The organism is Pseudarthrobacter sp. KH_020_B (assembly GCF_057840185.1).
In genome coordinates, this window is sequence record NZ_CM174506.1 from 1,409,454 (window position 1) to 1,425,012 (window position 15,559).

Genomic DNA, 15,559 nt, shown 5'->3' on the forward strand with positions numbered 1-15,559 from the left:
GATGGGAGGACATCACGCCGCGTCGGGAGCCGCGGCGTGGGTAGCTATTGCCTCAACGGGACCGTACACGCTGGGCTGGTATCCGCTGGACGCAACCGGAATCCTGATCGGCGGGATGGCGACGGCGGGGACGGCGCTGGTGTGCGACTGGGACCACCGGCACAGCACCGTAGCCAACTCGCTGCCGCCGCTGTCAAACGTGATTGCCGTGGGTATTGAGAACGTCAGCGGCGGCCACCGGCAAGGCACCCACTCGGTGCTTGGCGCGGCGTGCTTTGTGCTGCTGGCCATGATGGCCGGCCAGTTCCAGCTGCAGACGGACTGGGGCCTGCTGTCGGTGGGGGCGGGCCTGCTGTGCATGTTCATGATCAACATTGCGGCCAAGGCGCTGAGGCTGTTTCCCAAGTCCGGATTCATCAGCAACTGGATCTTTGCCCTGACCACGGCCGGGCTGGTGACCTGGTTCGCGCCGGAGCAGTGGACGTGGCTGCCGGTATCGATGCTGACCGGGGTAGTGGTCCACATCGTGGGGGACATGATCACCACCGGGGGCGTGCCCCTGCTCTGGCCGATCGTCATCAAGCCGCCGAAGTTCCTCCGGAAGCTGCCGCTGCTCAGCGACGTCTGGAAAGCCAACGGCGCATTTTCCCTGCCGCTGCTGGGCCGCGCTGGTTCCCGGCGCGAGTGGCTGGTCCTGATCCCGGTCAGCGCCTATGCGATGGTGGGCATGTGCGTGGCGGCCTGGTCGTTGGCGAAGGTACACTTCCCGGCGGCCATGGCGATCGGAAAGACCACGGTCAGCCGCCTGCTCGGCGCGGGCTGACGCGGCCTGTACTCAAGCGGCCAATATCCACGCTTCCATGACTTAAAAGGCTGGGGCCCCGGAAGTGATCCGGGGCCCCAGCACTTTGAGTAACGGAGGGTGTTACTTCCCGCCGGCTGAATCGGAGCGACCGGTGATGGTCTGCGGGATCCAGTACGCGAGGAAGAACAGGCCCAGGCAGACGGCCATCGGCCACGGGTTGCCGAGCGTGAGGAAGGACAGGGAGTAGATGGAGCCCAGGAACAGCGCCATCATGGGTACAAACAGAAGGATGCTGCCCAGGAGGCTGTTCTCGTTCTGGGGGGTTTGTACCGTGGCGTTGCCGGACTCTGTGGTCTTGCTGGACATTCTTTCCTCCTCGGCCCCGTGGGGCTCAAACTGTGGCGGCTCCGGGCCGGCGTCAGTAGCTGGATGAACCCTGTTCACCTTTGACGATGGCAATGCCGGAGCTGGCACCAATACGTGTTGCACCTGCAGCTATCATAGCCTGCGCGTCAGCCAGCGAACGTACGCCGCCGGACGCCTTGACGCCGAGATCGGGGCCTACAGTGCGGCGCATCAGGGCGATGTCTTCGACCGTGGCACCCCCGCCGTTGAACCCCGTGGAGGTCTTGACGAAGTCCGCGCCCGCCTCAACGGACGCCTGGCAGGCAAGGACCTTCTGGTCGTCGCTGAGCAACGCGGTTTCGATGATGACCTTCAGGATGGCTCCGCCCGCGTGGACCGCCTCCGCGACGGCAGAGATATCGTCCACCAGTGCACCCTTGTCACCGGCACGGGCTGCCGCGATATTGATGACCATGTCGATTTCGTCCGCGCCGTCCAGCACTGCGCCGCGGGCTTCGAAAGCCTTCACGTCGCTGGGCGTGGCACCCATGGGAAAGCCGATCACCGAGCACGTCAGCACACCGGACCGCTTAAGCGCGGTCTTGACGGTCTTGACCCAGAGGGGGTTCACGCAGACTGATTTGAAGTGGTACTCGGCGGCCTCGGCGCACACTTTGAGGATCTCCGCTTCGCTGGCCTCGGGTTTGAGCAGCGTGTGGTCGATGTAGGAAGCGATGCTGCCCGATGCTGAGACCGTACCGGCTCCACTTTGGTCGGTAGGAGTGGCTGCGTTGCTCATGATGGTCCTTTCCATGTGGCCTTGTGGGCCGCCGGAGCCACGCAGTGCGTGGCTGTTCAGGTGACCATCTTGTCACAGCGGATATCGCGGTGGGCGGACGCCTACGCGGCCGCAGCCACGCGCTCCGCGGCCGATGTTGCGGTCATCAGCTGTGCGGCGCAGGCTCCGGCCGCAGAAGCCGCGGCGACCAGCAGTCCCAGCCGGACGCCGTCGAACGCGGCGGCATCACCGATGGCCCAGATGCCGGAGACCGATGTTCTGAAGTCCTTGCTGATGGCGATTCCGCCGTGGGGGGCGGTAGCAAGTCCGGCGCTGGCGGCGAGTCCATCGCGGGAAACCCGCTCTTCGGCCAGGACAACGAGGTCCCCGTTCATGCTGCTGCCGTCCTCGAAGACAACCCCGGAGGCGGTCAGACCTGAGCCGGCGACGGAGTGCACCACGGCGGCCGGCCGGACCGTTGTGCGGATGGGCCGGACTCCGCGGGCACGCAGCACCGCTTCGGCCTGGCCCGCTGCCGCGCCGGTTCCCACGAGGATCCCCAGTGGCCGCCTGCCCAGTTGCCGCGTCACTTCCTTGACGGCGTCGCCAATCCGGGCGGCGTCGTCGATCGTGGAGTAGCTCAGGCAGCGGCCGGCGCCCGCCACGGGGGAGCTGAAGGGCGCTGATCCGGTGGCGATGACCAGTTCGTCGTAGCTGAGCTCCATGCCGTCGGCGGTGGTGACGGAACGGTTCTCCACGTCGATGAAGCTGGCTGGCTGGCCGAAGCGGACTGATACCTGTGGCAGCTCGGCGAGCTCCAGGAGTGCGGCCGGAGCGTCGTCCCGGTTGCTGAGGACGGTGATAGTCCCGCGGAAGCGTCCGCCGTCCAGCTGGCGGACCAGGGCCTGTGCGGCGGGGCCTGCCCCGGCGATGACGATACGCGGAGCCGGGGAAACTGAGGTGGACGGTGCCGGAGCGGACATGTGCTGGCCCTTTCGCTGGCGGCCGCAGGAGCGGCCGGGAATTCCTGATGAATCCCAGCGTAGGCGGCGGGTTTTTCAGGCGTGTTTCCCCGCTGTTGCTGGGAAAACGCCCTTTGTTCGCCAACGTTTACAGGCCGGTAACAAAGCCCGTGACGCACCTCTCACTCCGCTGTGGAGTGACACAAAGACGGCCGGAGCCCGCGTCACTAGACCCGGATCCGGTAACCCCTCTTGACCACCGTCTCCACCAGGCGGCCGTCCGGCAGCGATGACCGCAGGCGGCTGACAGTCATGTCCAGGGCGTGGACTGAGCCCTTCAGTTCCAGCAGCTCGGACAGCGATTCACGGGAAAGTACGGCCCCACCCGCACCCAACAGGGCGCGCAGCAGCAGCAGCGGCGCAGGCGCCAGCTCAACCTGCTGGCCGTCGACCCGGAGGCTGCGCCCGCGCAGCTCAAGGTTGCCGGACGCGGTGTCCAGCCTCCGCACGTGGTTCAGGGCAAGGTGCTCGCACACCAGGCGGATGAGGGCACCCATGCGGAACCGTTCCGGAACGAGCGGCGAGATACCGGCGTCGAGCAGGGGCTGGGCCGTGACGGGGCCCACCACTGCGGTGGTGACGTTGGTTTTCAGGCTTTCGATGAGCTGCTTGTAGACGCCCATTTCGTGGGCGGTGCTCCACATGGCGTCAACGGCGGGGGCGCTGGTGAAGGTGAGCACGTCCAGGTTGCCGCTGCACACCGCCTCGATGAGGCGCGGAAGCCGGTCTTCGCCGTCGGGCTTTACCCAGCGGTAGGGGGTGACCGTCAGGACCGTGGCGCCGGACATACGCAGCCGTTCCAGCTGCCGGACGTCCGTATAGCCGTGCAGCTGCACGGCCACGGTCTTGCCGCGCACGCCTTCGGCGAGCAGCATGTCCACCAGCGTCGCGGTGGTTTCGTCGCTGCTGATTCCGACGTCGGCCAGTCCGGCCGCGCGGACGGCGCCGCGGGCTTTGGGGCCACGGACGAACATCCGGCATGCCCCGAGGGTTTCCAGCAGCTGCTCACCGATCCCAAAGGAATCGGCTGCTTCGCACCAGCGGCGCATGCCGTACGCCGTGGTGGCGATGCACAGGTCCGGGCGTGCGGCGATGATGGCCTCGGTGTCCTCGATGAGGCGGATGTCCTCCTGCACCGGGGCGATTTTGAGGGCCGGCGCGTGCAGTACTTCCGCGCCGCGGCGTTCCAGGGCTTCGATGAGGTCCCGGGAGCGCCGGTGCGAGGTGACTCCGATGCGGAAGCCCTCCAGCGGGGAGTCCGCAGCCTCCGGCCCGGAGGTCTTTTCAAGCTGGGCGGGCTCAGCGGGTGCCAGTGCGTTCATGGGGGTCAATCCTTTCATGAACCGAGCAGCGAGGCCGCCAGCCGGTCGAGGTCGGCGGCGGCCTCAGCATGCCCGCGGTTGGCTTCCGCCACACGAACCACCTCGCCAATGACCAGCACAGCGGGATTGCTGCACCCGGCAGCGGCGGAGGTGATGGTGCCCAGGTCCGCGATGGTGGTGCGCTGGCCGGGGCGGTAACCGCGTTCGACGACGGCCATGGGCATGTCGGGGCGCATGCCGGCTTTGCGGAGTCCGGCCGCGAGCTGGTGCAGGGTGCCGATGCCCATCAGGACCACAATCGTGCCGCCGAGCCCGGCCAGGTGGGTGTGTTCCTTGTCGGTCAGCGGCGCGTGGCCCGAGACCACGGTGAACATGTGGCTGACCTCGCGGTGCGTGACGGGGATGCCGGCGGCCGCCGGCACGGAGATCGCGCTGGTGACACCCGAGATGACCCGGACGGGCACGCCCGCTGCTACGCAGGAGGCCACTTCTTCGCCGCCGCGGCCAAAGACGTAGGGGTCGCCGCCCTTGAGGCGGACCACGTTGTTGCCGGCGAGTGCGCTTTCCACCATCAGCTTTTCGATGTCGGCCTGGCTTACTTTATGGTGGCCGGGCTTCTTGCCCACATCCACCAGTTCGGCGGAGGTCAGGTCCGGCAGGTCCTGGCACGGAGCCAGCCGGTCGAAGAACACCACGTCCGCGTCGCGGAGGGCCTTTACGGCGGCGACAGTCAGCAGCTCGGTGGTGCCCGGTCCGCCGCCCACCAGGGTGACGTGGCCGACGGGACCGGCGGCCGGCTCGGCCGCCACCGGAATGCCGGTGATACGGCACCGCTCGAGCAGGGCCTCCCAGCCGGGCTGGCCGTCGTCGACCGCGGCGACCAGGAAGGGGCGCTCGGGCAGGGGGCCGTCATGCGCTGCACCCGCAGGGGTGCTGAGGCGGTAGACGACGGCGCCCGCGGCCTCGTAGCGGCGGACCGCCTGGCGTGCGGCGTGGTCGGAGCCGGTGACCAGGACTTCGCGCCCGCTGAGATCAATGCTGAGCTGCATGGCTATACCTCGTTCTCGTCGCGGGGCCGCATGGGGATGGAAGCGCCGATCAGGACCTTGCCTTTTTCTTCCAGGGTGGCAGGGCGCATCTGGCCCCGCTCGTCGGGGACGAAGGTGATGGAGTCATCCTTCTGGTCGGGGGCGTTGACGAAGGAGCGGAACCGGCGCAGGCGCTCGGGGTCCTTCAGGGTGTCCGCCCATTCGTCCACGTAGGTGTCGACGTGCTTGGCCATGGCGGCTTCAAGTTCCTCGGCGATGCCCAGGGTGTCCTTGACCACCACGTCCTCGACGTGCTTGATGCCGCCGTCGAGCTCTTCCTGCCAGCGCGCGGTGCGCTGCAGGCGGTCCGCGGTCCGGATGTAGTACATGAAGTAGCGGTCGATGTACTTGAGCAGGGTTTCGTCGTCGAGGTCCCTGGCCAGCAGCTGGGCGTGGGCCGGGGTGGCGCCGCCGTTGCCGCCGACGTACAGGTTCCAGCCGTCGGCGGTGGCGATCACGCCGACGTCCTTGCCGCGGGCCTCGGCGCATTCACGGGCGCAGCCGGAGACGCCCATCTTGAGCTTGTGCGGGCTGCGGAGGCCGCGGTAGCGGAGCTCGAGCTGGATGGCCATGGCCACCGAGTCCTGGACTCCGAAGCGGCACCAGGTGGAACCGACGCAGGACTTCACCGTGCGCAGGCTCTTGCCGTAGGCCTGGCCGGATTCGAAGCCGGCGTCCACCAGTTCCTTCCAGATTTCCGGCAGCTCCTCCAGCCGGGCACCGAACATGTCGATGCGCTGGCCGCCGGTGATCTTGGTGTACAGGTTGTACTTCTCGGCCACGGCGGCGATGACGCCGAGCTTCTTCGGGGTGATCTCGCCGCCGGCGATGCGGGGGACCACCGAGTAGGTGCCGTCCTTCTGCATGTTGGCGAGGGCACGGTCGTTGGTGTCCTGCAGCGTGCCGCGGCCGGCGTCCAGGACGTAGGCGCTGTTCTGGCTGGCGAGGATGTTGGCGATGGTGGGCTTGCAGATGTCGCAGCCGGCGCCGGTGCCGTACTTGGCCATGATCTCCTCGAAGGAGGTCAGTTCCAGGACGCGGATGGCGTCGAAGAGTTCCTGGCGGGACAGCTCGATGTGCTCGCAGAGTGCCTTGGAGACCTCGACGCCGGACTTGGTGAGCTCGGTTTCCAGCAGCTTCTTGAGCATCGGCACGCAGGATCCACAGCTGGTGCCGGCGCGGGTGCAGCCCTTGAGCTCGCCGAGTTCCTGGACGGGGGCGTTGCCGTCGCAGGCGCCGCAGCCGTTGACGGTGTCGCGGATGGTTCCGGCGGTCACGTTGTTGCAGGAGCACAGGATGGCGTCGTCCGGGAGTTCGGTGTCCGGGGCGTCGCCGCCGCTGGCAGCGCTCAGGTAAGCGCCGGGTTCAGCGGCGAGCTCGCGGCCCAGGAGCGGACGCAGGCTCATGTACGGGGAAGCGTCGCCCACGAAGATGCCGCCCAGGAGGGTCTTGGCATCGTCGGTGGTGACGATCTTCTGGTACACGCCGCGGGCCGGGTCGGCATAGACGATTTCAAGGGAGTGCTCGGTCTTGGCGAACCCGTCACCGAAGCTGGCAACGTCCACGCCGGAGAGCTTGAGCTTGGTGGCGGTGTCGAAACCGGGGAAGGTGGCCTCGCCGCCGTGCAGGCGGTCGGCCACGATCTCGGCCATGGTGTTGGCGGGGGCAACGAGGCCCAGGCACATGCCGCCGAAGTTGGCGACCTCACCGATGGCCCAGATTCCGTCGACCTCAGTGGCGCAGGAATCGTCGATGACCACGCCGCCGCGCTGGCCCAGGCTGAAGACCTGCTCTTCGCCTTCGGCGGCGCGGAAGAGTTCGTCGCGGGGCCGGACGCCGATGGCGACGATCACCATGTCTGCATCGATAATGCGGCCATCGGCCATAAGGACACCGGTGACCTGGCCCTCGTCGTCGGACAATACTTCCGAAGGAAAGACGCCGCCGTGGACTTCGAAGCCCTTGGCCTTGATGAGCCGGCCCATTGCCTGGCCGGCGCCTTCATCCAGCTGTGTGGCCATCAGCCACTGCGAACCGTCGATGACGATCGGATTGGCGCCGAGCTGCTCCGTGCCGGCGGCCGACTCGAGCCCCAGGAGGCCGCCACCGATGGTGACCGCGTTGACCTTGCGGCCCAGCTTTTCCGTGAGCTCGGTGATGGCCTTGTTAATGGCCCACACGTCTTCAAGCGTGCGGTAGACATGTGTGAGCTCATTGCCGGGGATGGGCAGCCGGGCGGCATTCGAGCCGGTGGCAACCACAAGATCGTCGTATTCAAAGATGCTGCCGGCAGCGGTTTCAACCGTCTTTGCGTCGGCGTTGATCTTGACCACGCGCTCGCCGGTCTTCAATGACAGGGCAGTGTGGTCCCACATCGAGGCGGAGCCCAGGGTCAGGTCCACACTGCTGTCCGTCAGTGCCTTGGAGAGCGCCACACGGTCGTAGGGAAGGTGGGCTTCTTCCGTGAGTACTGTGACGTCCCAGCCCTCAAGGCCCCGGGTGTGCATGGCATCGGCGAAGCGGTGGGCGGCGGGGCCGCCACCGGCGACAACGATGCGGCGCGGAGTCTCTGTGGTTGAAGTCTGTTCGGTCACTGTGGGCCTTTCGCATGTGCCGCAGACGGTGTTCTGCGACATTCTCTGACGAGGTATGCATCCAGACTAGGTAGCCGCAGTTTCGCTTCAGTTTCCCAATTGTTTCGTAGGCTTAACTTCTGCATCACGATCACATTTCCGATCGGGTGAGGTCTCTTTTACGCGCCGGACACATTCACTGCACGCCTTTGAAACACCCGTTGCCTAAGTTGTTTGGTACGGCCATAGAGGTGGCCAATCAAGCACGGGGAGAGGAGCCGGACATGACGGCAACACTGGAACTTGGGGCGCTCGCCGCCGACACCGTTACCTGGCACCGGGTCTGCGCCGTGGACGAGCTGGAGCTTGCCTGGGGCGAAGCCGCACTCATTGCGGGCCGCCAGGTGGCGCTCTTCCGGACCGGCCCCGGTGAGGTTTTTGCGGTGGCCCACGAAGATCCGGCCACCGGCGCCCACGTGATGGCCCGCGGCATTCTGGGTTCACGCGGCACGCGCCCCACCATCGCTTCGCCGCTGCACAAAGAGGTCTACGACCTGGAAACCGGCGAATGCTTCGGAACCGCGGCGGTGCGCCTGGAAACGTTCAGCACACGCATTTCCGACGGTTTCATCGAAGTCGCCATCTAGTTCTCGGTCTAAGCCGACAGGCCTTGAGCTGCCCTGCCCCGCATACGCGGTGTGGGCCAGCAACGGTCCTGCGGGGCGGGGCCGTCCTTATGCGAACGGCGGGCGTTAACGTCAGAGCCCGAGGGCCTCGCGGACATCGCCGAGCACATTGTCCAGGGCGGTCCGGGCTGCCTGCCGGGCTTCAGGCAGTTCGGCAGCAGACTCAACCGGGAGAATGACTTCCAGGTAGCACTTGAGCTTGGGCTCGGTGCCGCTGGGCCGGATGATGACCCGGGTCTCGTCCCGGGTCAGATACAGCAGGCCATCGGTGGGCGGCAATTGCTCGCTCCCTTGGGCCAGGTCCACAAAAGTTTCAACAGCGGACGAACCGAACGAATCGGGCGGGCTGACCCGGAGCCGGTTCATCATGGCGTCCAGCAGGCCCAGATCCGCCACCCGGATGCCCAGTTGGTCGCTCGCGTGCAGCCCGTGCTGAAGGTAAAGCTCGTCCAGGGTGTCGAAGATCGTCTTGCCGTCAGCCTTGGCCGCGGCAGCCGTTTCCGCGATGAGGACAGCGGCAGAGATCCCGTCCTTGTCCCGGACCAGCTCGGGCGCAACGCAGTAGCCCAGGGCTTCCTCGTAGCCGTAGACCAGCCCGGGCACACGGGAAATCCATTTGAACCCGGTCAGCGTTTCCTCATGCTCGTATCCTGCCGCGGCGGCGATGCGCGCGAGCAGGCGCGAGGACACAATCGAATTCGCAAACACGCCGGCGGGCTTCCCGCCGCCCGGTTCCACACCGCCCGGCGCGTCCGCACTGCCCGGCGCGTCCGCACTGCCCGGCGCGTCCGCACTGCCCGACGCGTCGTCAGTGCGCGCAGCCAGCCGGGCCACAATATGAGCCCCCAGCAGCGCGCCCACCTCGTCGCCGCGCAGCATGCGCCACACGCCGGTGTCAGGATCCTTGGCCGCCACTGCAGCGCGGTCCGCATCCGGATCGTTGGCCAGGACGATATCGGCGTCGATGCGGGCGGCAGTTTCCAATGCCAGGTCCAACGCACCGGGTTCCTCCGGATTCGGGAAGTTCACCGTGGGAAAGTCGGGATCCGGCTCCGCCTGTTCGGCCACCAGGGTGACATCGGCAAAGCCGGCAGCGTTCAGCACCGCCACGGCAGTTTCGCCGCCAACGCCATGCATGGGGGTCAGGACGATCCGCAGGTCCCGGGACGGGAAGCGGGCCGCATCGGCGAGTGCCGCCGTCGCGCGTTCATAATCCGCCGCAACCGACGGGTCCAGGACCGTCCAGCCGTCGGCGGCAAGCGTGATGGATTCTAGGGCGCCGACGGCATCGATCCGCGCGGCGATCCTGGCGTCGTAGGGCGCCACGATCTGCGCTCCGCGGCCGCTGTCCTCTACTGCATGGCGGCCCAGGTACACCTTGTAACCGTTGTCCTGCGGGGGATTGTGGCTGGCCGTCACCATCACGCCGCCGTCGCAATCGAGGGCACGCACGGCGAAAGCGAGCAGCGGGGTGGGCAGCGCGGACGGCATCAGGAGGGTGTCAATCCCGGCGGCGGTGAAGATGGCGGCCGTTTCCTCGGCAAAGATGTCCGAGTTATAACGGGCGTCATAGCCGACGACGGCGCGGGGCCGGGTCCCGGGGGCGGCCGCACTGACTGCGCCAACCAGGAAGTCGGCGAGGCCGGCGGCGGCGCGGCGCACCACCACGCGGTTCATCCGGTTCGGCCCGGCGCCGAGGGCGGCGCGGAGGCCTGCGGTGCCGAACTGCAGCGTGCCGCTGAAGCTGTCGGCCAGCTCCTGTGACGCTGCCGGGGAGCCCTCCTCCGCGAGCTGCAGCAGTTCAGTGAGCTCTGCGGCTGTGGCGGGATCCGGATCTTTGGCCGCCCATTCGCGGGCTTGGCCGAACAAGGAAGCGGCATCGGAGGACGTCATGCGGTCAACGCTATCGTCATTGCTTCAGGAACTGTGCCTGAACACTCGCCTGTGACAGCGGAAAACAGCGAAATCCTTGCAGTAAATTTTCTGGACAAGTAATGTCGCGAATATGAAATTGGGGCAGGGCGTTGAGTGGGGTCTGCATAGCTGCGTCAATATGTCCTGGACCCCGCCGGGGGAGGCCGTCAGCAGCGCACGGCTGGCCGAGTTCTACAAGCTTCCCGCCGCGTACCTGAACAAGCAGCTCCAGGCCCTGGTGCGGGCCGGGATCCTGACCTCGGTGTCCGGCCCGCGGGGCGGCTTCTCGCTGGCCAGGCGTCCGGACCGGATTTCCGTCCTTGACGTGGTCCTTGCCATCGAAGGAAATGACCATGCCTTCCGGTGCGAAGGCATCGCCAGGGACGCCCCGGGAGCGAGCATGGACGCCGACTACGCGCGCACCTGCCTTATCTCGCAGACCATGCGCCACGCCGAGGTCACCTGGCGGACTGAGCTGTCCCGGCAGAACATTGCCGGGATCGCCCAGTCCATCGAGCGCCGGTTTCCCGATGCCAGGGAGTCCACCGTCCTGGAGCTCGTTGGTCCGCGAAGCGGCTAGCGGCTCAGGGGCAGTGGCCAGGGCCAGGCAGCTAAAGCTTGGCGATGATGCCCGCCAGCAGTTTGGAGATCCGCGGTCCGGCGGCCTGGCCGGACTCGATGACTTCCTGGTGGCTGAGCGGCATTGCGCTGATCCCGGCGGCGAGGTTGGTGACCAGCGAAATTCCGAACACTTCCATGCCTGCGTGGCGGCCGGCGATCGCTTCCAAAGCGGTGGACATGCCCACCAGGTCCGCACCGATCCGCTTGGCGTACTGGACTTCGGCCGGTGTTTCGTAATGCGGCCCGCTGAACTGGGCATAGACGCCTTCTTCCAACGAGGCGTCCACTTCACGGGCGAGGGCACGGATGCGTGAGCTGTACAGATCCGTCAGGTCAACGAACGTTGCGCCTTCCAGCGGGGACGTGGCGGTGAGGTTGATGTGATCTTTGATGAGGACCGGAGTGCCCGGCGTCCAGCTTTCGTTCAGCCCTCCGCAGCCGTTGGTGAGGACCAGGGTTTTGCAGCCGGCAGCGGCAGCGGTGCGGATGCCGTGGACCACGGCGCGGACGCCTTTGCCCTCGTAGTAGTGCGTCCGTGCGCCCAGGACCAGCGCGCGCTTGCCCTCTTTGGTCAGGACGGAGCGGATGGTGCCCACGTGCCCTTCGACCGCGGGGGCGTGGAAGCCCGGGACGGTATCGGCGGTGAGGGTGGCGGTGGTCTCGCCGATGAGGTCGGCGGCTTCGGCCCACCCCGAGCCCAGGACGAGGGCGACGTCGTGGCTGTCCACCCCGGTCTCCTGGGCGATGTACTCAGCGGCGGAGCGCGCGGCGGCGAAGGGGTCCGTGTTCTGGAAGTCTGTATTACTCACTGGTACAAGTTATCGTGCTGTTGCCGCTGTGCACAGCGGCAACAGCGTCGCTGCGGGCCGCGGCCGGCACCGTGACGGGCCACTCTTTATTGGTGGTCCCTGAGCAGATGCGCGAGAATGGTTGATTGTGACTACGCACCCTGATTTCAGCTCGCCCCGGATCGCAATCCTCGGAGGTGGCCCCGGCGGATACGAAGCCGCCATGGTCGCTGCCTCGCTGGGGGCGCAGGTCACCATCATCGAACGCGCAGGCCTGGGCGGCTCGGCCGTGCTGACCGACGTCGTGCCTTCCAAAACCCTGATCGCGACGGCGGATCTGATGACCCGCGTCGGCGAGGCCGGGGAGCTGGGAGTGAAGTTCGACGTCGACGGCGGCGACTTTGTGCCGGTGATGCGGGCAGATCTCAAGCACATCAACGACCGTCTCCTAGGCCTTGCCCGCCAGCAGTCCCGGGACATCACCACCGGTCTGGAACACCAGAACGTCCGCATCCTGCTGGGTTCGGGCAAGCTCGTGGACAGCCAGACCATCGAGGTGGTGACCGCTGACGGCACCGAAATCGTGGAAGCGGACACTATCCTGCTGGCCGTGGGCGCGCACCCGCGTGAACTGCCCACCGCGCGGCCGGACGGCGAACGCATCCTGAACTGGGCCCAGATCTACAACCTCGACGAGCTTCCCGAGGAACTCATTGTGGTGGGGTCCGGCGTGACTGGTGCCGAATTCGCCTCCGCCTACAACGGCCTGGGCTCCAAAGTCACCCTGATCTCCAGCCGTGACCGGGTGCTGCCCGGATCGGACACCGACGCGGCGGAGGTGCTGGAGGAAGTCTTCGAGCGCCGCGGCGTGCGCGTCCTGTCCCGCGCCCGTGCTGAGACCGTCGAGCGGACCGACGACGGCGTGGTGGTCACCCTCGGTGACGGATCGAAAGTCACCGGCAGCCACTGCCTGGTCTGCGTGGGTTCCATCCCGAACACCGCCGGCATCGGCCTTGAGGAGGCCGGCGTGGCCCTCACCGAGAGCGGCCACGTAAAGGTCGACGGCGTCTCCCGCACCACTGCGCCGAACATCTACGCCGCCGGCGACTGCACCGGGGTGCTGGCCCTGGCCTCTGTAGCCGCAATGCAGGGCAGGATCGCGATCGCGCACTTCCTGGGCGACGCCGTGACACCCATCAAGCTGCACCAGGTGGCTTCCAATATTTTCACGTCCCCGGAGATTGCCACGGTGGGTGTTTCCGAAGCCGAGATCGAGTCCGGCAAGTACCAGGGCGACATCATCAAGCTCTCGCTCAAGAGCAACGCCCGCGCCAAGATGCGCAACAACAAGGACGGCTTCGTCAAGATCTTCGCGCGCAAGGGCTCAGGCACTGTCATCGGCGGTGTTGTTGTGGGACCGAACGCCTCCGAGCTGATCTTCGCGATTTCCATCGCCGTGAAGCAGAAGCTGCACGTGGATGACGTCGCCAGTACTTTCACCGTCTACCCGTCGCTGAGCGGGTCCATCTCCGAAGCCGCGCGCCGCCTGCACGTCCGCATGTAAATGAGTTGCGGTAGCGTGGCCGCATGACTACAGCACTGGAGCGGCCGCGCCGCGGAAAAATCATCGGCGGCGTTTGTGCCGCCCTGTCAGCCCGATTCGGGATCCCGAAGTTCCTCGTCAGGCTCGGCTTTGTGATCTTTGGCCTGGTGGGGATCGGTGAGATCGTCTACATCGCGCTGTGGATCATGATCCCGAAGGCCCTGGCCTGAACGTCGAGGATCCCGGCCTCGACGCCTAAGCCAGGGCGTAGGGCGGGACCGTGCTCCCGGCTGCAAACGGGGCGAACCAGCCCTCGATACCCAGCTTTCCGGCGTCGACTTCCAGGAGGTCCGGACTGTCCGAGTAGAGGGCTGGACTATCCGCCTCCTCCAACAGGACTTCCTCGACCTGCGCACGCCAGTCTTCCGCGAGGTCGAGTTCATAGATGTCCTCGGTGATTTCCGCCTGATCGAGCAGGCAGCGGACGGCGAGTTCGGCTGCGAGGCATCCGGGGGCTGTCCAGCCGCGGACCAGCGATGCCGTCACATCGGAAGCGACGACGATGAACCTTTGGGTGAACTTCGCGTCGTAGCTAGCGGCGAACTGAGGCGGCAGCGAGGACAGCACAGAGGACCCGGCGATATCGGACGGAGTGACCGCATCCAGGGCGGTCATGGTCCCCAGATCGCGGAAGAGCTGGTCAACGAGAACGCCCGACGAGTTCCACAGAAGGCCTGCCAGCAGGCGGGTCTGGGTCACAGCTTTCCGCCGGTCGTCGGCCGGTACAGCAGCCATTTCGTCCAAGTCCTCCGGCTCGAACTGCAGCCGCTGTTCCGGCGTCATGTCATCCGGGTGCGGATCAAGGCCCAAGAGTTCCAGGCTCAGTCCGGTCAGTTTCCCAGCGTCGGCCAGCAGTTCTTCGGTGATGTCGTCTTCTTCGTCGGCATTCATGGCCCCGATGCTACCTGCCATCCGTTCCGGGTCCGATTCCGTGACGCGCACATGTCCGGGCTTCCCGATGAGGCGGCAGTCTTTGGGGGTGCCGCTCGCGCCCGCGCCAAGTTGAGATTTCGGGCGCACAGCAATTAGCCGCATGTGGTTACTGAACGGAAAATGCCGCCCTGTTCTGCGGCTCAAGGCGGCGGATGCGGCCTGAATGTTCTCAGAGTATCCGGAGTTTTATCCACTGACTAGATAAATTTTGCTCTAGGTTTTGCAAGCTTTACCTGTGTGGTCTGACGTCAAGGCCGATGGAACTAGGTTTGTTTTCATCGGGACTGGTGACGTTCAGAATGTAGTCGTACTTCCCGTCAGTTCCTGTGGAGTCACAGACAATTGTGCGGCCTATGTCGGTGGCCCGCCGCTGGCATGCGCCTCCTGTCTTCATCTCAAAGCTGACCCCGGAGACCACCGACTCGAGCTGGTCCAAGGTGAGTTCTTTGCCTGCGTTCCAGCGCCGGGAGATGCTGGGGCACGGGTTGGTGCTCATGCAAAGGAACCTTTCCGGGCGCGCAATATCGTCCATCGGCTTCCAGTCCGCAGGAATAGCGAAGCGATCGACGCGTGCGACCAGGTCGGCAGTGACCCTGTCTTCGGCAGCCCGGACCAGAAACAGCGAAGCCGTCAATGCGACAAACAGCACGGTGATGACGGCGATAATGATTGCAGATCTTCTCTTCACTGCGTTCCCCCAAAGCATCAGTGCAGCGCACCAATGACCGGGATGGCCGGGTGGTGCTGAGTGCATCGTATCCTCCGGGACCGGTGAAACCCGGACGAGCTGCTCCTGTCCGCCGGATGAACAGGTCCCGCCGGGCGACGCTCATCGAGGCTGGCTGTGCACGTAGGGTGATTCTCGAACCGTTTCCCGTCGACCTCGGGCTTCACATCCGCTCGGGCGAGTCCTCTGCTAGCTACAACCCGAACCTATTCCCCGGAATCTTGAAGAAGCCGGATTGCCCTCTGCTGGCGGGCCTCGGCCAGGAGTTCTTCAGTGTTGTCGTCGTCATCGGCATTTGTGGCCCCGGTGCTATCTGCCGTCCGGTCCGGGTCCGATTCCGTGACGCATTTGTCG

General features: G+C 66.1%; 15 protein-coding genes. 5 read left to right on the top strand and 10 right to left on the bottom strand.

What is annotated here, in order from left to right; all coding sequences use genetic code 11:
• Position 1: 1 nt before the first annotated feature.
• The gene (locus AC3IT0_RS06670) at positions 2 to 823 is read left to right on the top strand and encodes a metal-dependent hydrolase (protein ID WP_489322967.1); all 822 of its coding nucleotides are present in this window, start codon (positions 2 to 4) and stop codon (positions 821 to 823) included.
• A gap of 102 nt (positions 824 to 925) precedes the next feature.
• On the opposite strand, the gene AC3IT0_RS06675 is transcribed toward AC3IT0_RS06670, so the two are convergent.
• From AC3IT0_RS06675 to nirB, 6 genes are all read right to left on the bottom strand, one after another.
• Positions 926 to 1,171 (bottom strand): hypothetical protein, encoded by a 246-nt coding sequence (locus AC3IT0_RS06675; protein WP_489322968.1) that lies wholly within the window; start codon positions 1,169 to 1,171, stop codon positions 926 to 928.
• Positions 1,172 to 1,223: 52 nt separating this feature from the next.
• Positions 1,224 to 1,949 (bottom strand): deoxyribose-phosphate aldolase, encoded by a 726-nt coding sequence (gene deoC, locus AC3IT0_RS06680; RefSeq protein ID WP_489322969.1) that lies wholly within the window; start codon positions 1,947 to 1,949, stop codon positions 1,224 to 1,226.
• Positions 1,950 to 2,050: 101 nt separating this feature from the next.
• Complete coding sequence (locus tag AC3IT0_RS06685) at positions 2,051 to 2,911, bottom strand: FAD-dependent oxidoreductase (RefSeq protein ID WP_489322970.1); 861 nt, start codon at positions 2,909 to 2,911, stop codon at positions 2,051 to 2,053.
• Between the two features lie 206 nt (positions 2,912 to 3,117).
• Positions 3,118 to 4,272: a uroporphyrinogen-III synthase gene (locus AC3IT0_RS06690; RefSeq protein ID WP_489322971.1), complete on the bottom strand. Its 1,155-nt coding sequence runs from the start codon at positions 4,270 to 4,272 to the stop codon at positions 3,118 to 3,120.
• Positions 4,273 to 4,286: 14 nt separating this feature from the next.
• A complete protein-coding gene (gene cobA, locus AC3IT0_RS06695) occupies positions 4,287 to 5,321 on the bottom strand; it encodes a uroporphyrinogen-III C-methyltransferase (protein WP_489322972.1) in 1,035 nt (344 codons plus the stop codon).
• A gap of 2 nt (positions 5,322 to 5,323) precedes the next feature.
• Positions 5,324 to 7,954 (bottom strand): nitrite reductase large subunit NirB, encoded by a 2,631-nt coding sequence (nirB, locus tag AC3IT0_RS06700; RefSeq protein WP_489322973.1) that lies wholly within the window; start codon positions 7,952 to 7,954, stop codon positions 5,324 to 5,326.
• A 263-nt stretch (positions 7,955 to 8,217) separates the two neighbouring features.
• Here nirB and nirD point away from each other — a divergent pair, with 263 nt between their 5' ends.
• Positions 8,218 to 8,580, top strand: a complete 363-nt coding sequence (gene nirD / locus AC3IT0_RS06705; RefSeq protein WP_489322974.1) for a nitrite reductase small subunit NirD — start codon at positions 8,218 to 8,220, stop codon at positions 8,578 to 8,580.
• 111 nt (positions 8,581 to 8,691) lie between these two features.
• Here the strand turns inward: nirD and AC3IT0_RS06710 are convergent, their stop codons facing one another.
• Positions 8,692 to 10,512 carry a phospho-sugar mutase gene (locus AC3IT0_RS06710; RefSeq protein ID WP_489322975.1) on the bottom strand — a complete coding sequence of 607 codons (1,821 nt, stop codon included), beginning with the start codon at positions 10,510 to 10,512 and terminating at the stop codon, positions 8,692 to 8,694.
• A 112-nt stretch (positions 10,513 to 10,624) separates the two neighbouring features.
• Here AC3IT0_RS06710 and AC3IT0_RS06715 point away from each other — a divergent pair, with 112 nt between their 5' ends.
• A complete protein-coding gene (locus AC3IT0_RS06715; RefSeq protein WP_489322976.1) occupies positions 10,625 to 11,113 on the top strand; it encodes an RrF2 family transcriptional regulator in 489 nt (162 codons plus the stop codon).
• Positions 11,114 to 11,144: 31 nt separating this feature from the next.
• Here the strand turns inward: AC3IT0_RS06715 and AC3IT0_RS06720 are convergent, their stop codons facing one another.
• Positions 11,145 to 11,963 (bottom strand): purine-nucleoside phosphorylase, encoded by an 819-nt coding sequence (locus tag AC3IT0_RS06720; protein WP_489322977.1) that lies wholly within the window; start codon positions 11,961 to 11,963, stop codon positions 11,145 to 11,147.
• Between the two features lie 127 nt (positions 11,964 to 12,090).
• Here AC3IT0_RS06720 and AC3IT0_RS06725 point away from each other — a divergent pair, with 127 nt between their 5' ends.
• Together AC3IT0_RS06725 and AC3IT0_RS06730 are read left to right on the top strand one after the other, a co-directional pair.
• Entirely contained in the window at positions 12,091 to 13,506 is a 1,416-nt protein-coding gene (locus AC3IT0_RS06725; RefSeq protein ID WP_489322978.1) for an NAD(P)H-quinone dehydrogenase, read from the top strand.
• 23 nt (positions 13,507 to 13,529) lie between these two features.
• On the top strand, positions 13,530 to 13,715 hold the full coding sequence (locus AC3IT0_RS06730; RefSeq protein WP_489322979.1) for a PspC domain-containing protein: 186 nt from the start codon (positions 13,530 to 13,532) through the stop codon (positions 13,713 to 13,715).
• Between the two features lie 25 nt (positions 13,716 to 13,740).
• On the opposite strand, the gene AC3IT0_RS06735 is transcribed toward AC3IT0_RS06730, so the two are convergent.
• Together AC3IT0_RS06735 and AC3IT0_RS06740 are read right to left on the bottom strand one after the other, a co-directional pair.
• Positions 13,741 to 14,436 (bottom strand): hypothetical protein, encoded by a 696-nt coding sequence (locus AC3IT0_RS06735; RefSeq protein ID WP_489322980.1) that lies wholly within the window; start codon positions 14,434 to 14,436, stop codon positions 13,741 to 13,743.
• A 271-nt stretch (positions 14,437 to 14,707) separates the two neighbouring features.
• Complete coding sequence (locus AC3IT0_RS06740; protein WP_489322981.1) at positions 14,708 to 15,232, bottom strand: hypothetical protein; 525 nt, start codon at positions 15,230 to 15,232, stop codon at positions 14,708 to 14,710.
• Positions 15,233 to 15,559: the final 327 nt, after the last annotated feature.

What these genes read in the sequence shown, in the direction of transcription:
- AC3IT0_RS06685 (WP_489322970.1), bottom strand. Translation starts at nt 2,911, where the DNA reads ATGTCCGCTCCGGCACCGTCCACCTCAGTTTCCCCGGCTCCGCGTATC.
- AC3IT0_RS06710 (WP_489322975.1), bottom strand. Translation starts at nt 10,512, where the DNA reads ATGACGTCCTCCGATGCCGCTTCCTTGTTCGGCCAAGCCCGCGAATGG.
- AC3IT0_RS06675 (WP_489322968.1), bottom strand. Translation starts at nt 1,171, where the DNA reads ATGTCCAGCAAGACCACAGAGTCCGGCAACGCCACGGTACAAACCCCC.
- cobA (WP_489322972.1), bottom strand. Translation starts at nt 5,321, where the DNA reads ATGCAGCTCAGCATTGATCTCAGCGGGCGCGAAGTCCTGGTCACCGGC.
- AC3IT0_RS06740 (WP_489322981.1), bottom strand. Translation starts at nt 15,232, where the DNA reads ATGCACTCAGCACCACCCGGCCATCCCGGTCATTGGTGCGCTGCACTG.
- deoC (WP_489322969.1), bottom strand. Translation starts at nt 1,949, where the DNA reads ATGAGCAACGCAGCCACTCCTACCGACCAAAGTGGAGCCGGTACGGTC.
- AC3IT0_RS06735 (WP_489322980.1), bottom strand. Translation starts at nt 14,436, where the DNA reads ATGAATGCCGACGAAGAAGACGACATCACCGAAGAACTGCTGGCCGAC.
- AC3IT0_RS06715 (WP_489322976.1), top strand. Translation starts at nt 10,625, where the DNA reads ATGAAATTGGGGCAGGGCGTTGAGTGGGGTCTGCATAGCTGCGTCAAT.
- AC3IT0_RS06730 (WP_489322979.1), top strand. Translation starts at nt 13,530, where the DNA reads ATGACTACAGCACTGGAGCGGCCGCGCCGCGGAAAAATCATCGGCGGC.
- AC3IT0_RS06690 (WP_489322971.1), bottom strand. Translation starts at nt 4,272, where the DNA reads ATGAACGCACTGGCACCCGCTGAGCCCGCCCAGCTTGAAAAGACCTCC.
- nirD (WP_489322974.1), top strand. Translation starts at nt 8,218, where the DNA reads ATGACGGCAACACTGGAACTTGGGGCGCTCGCCGCCGACACCGTTACC.
- AC3IT0_RS06670 (WP_489322967.1), top strand. Translation starts at nt 2, where the DNA reads ATGGGAGGACATCACGCCGCGTCGGGAGCCGCGGCGTGGGTAGCTATT.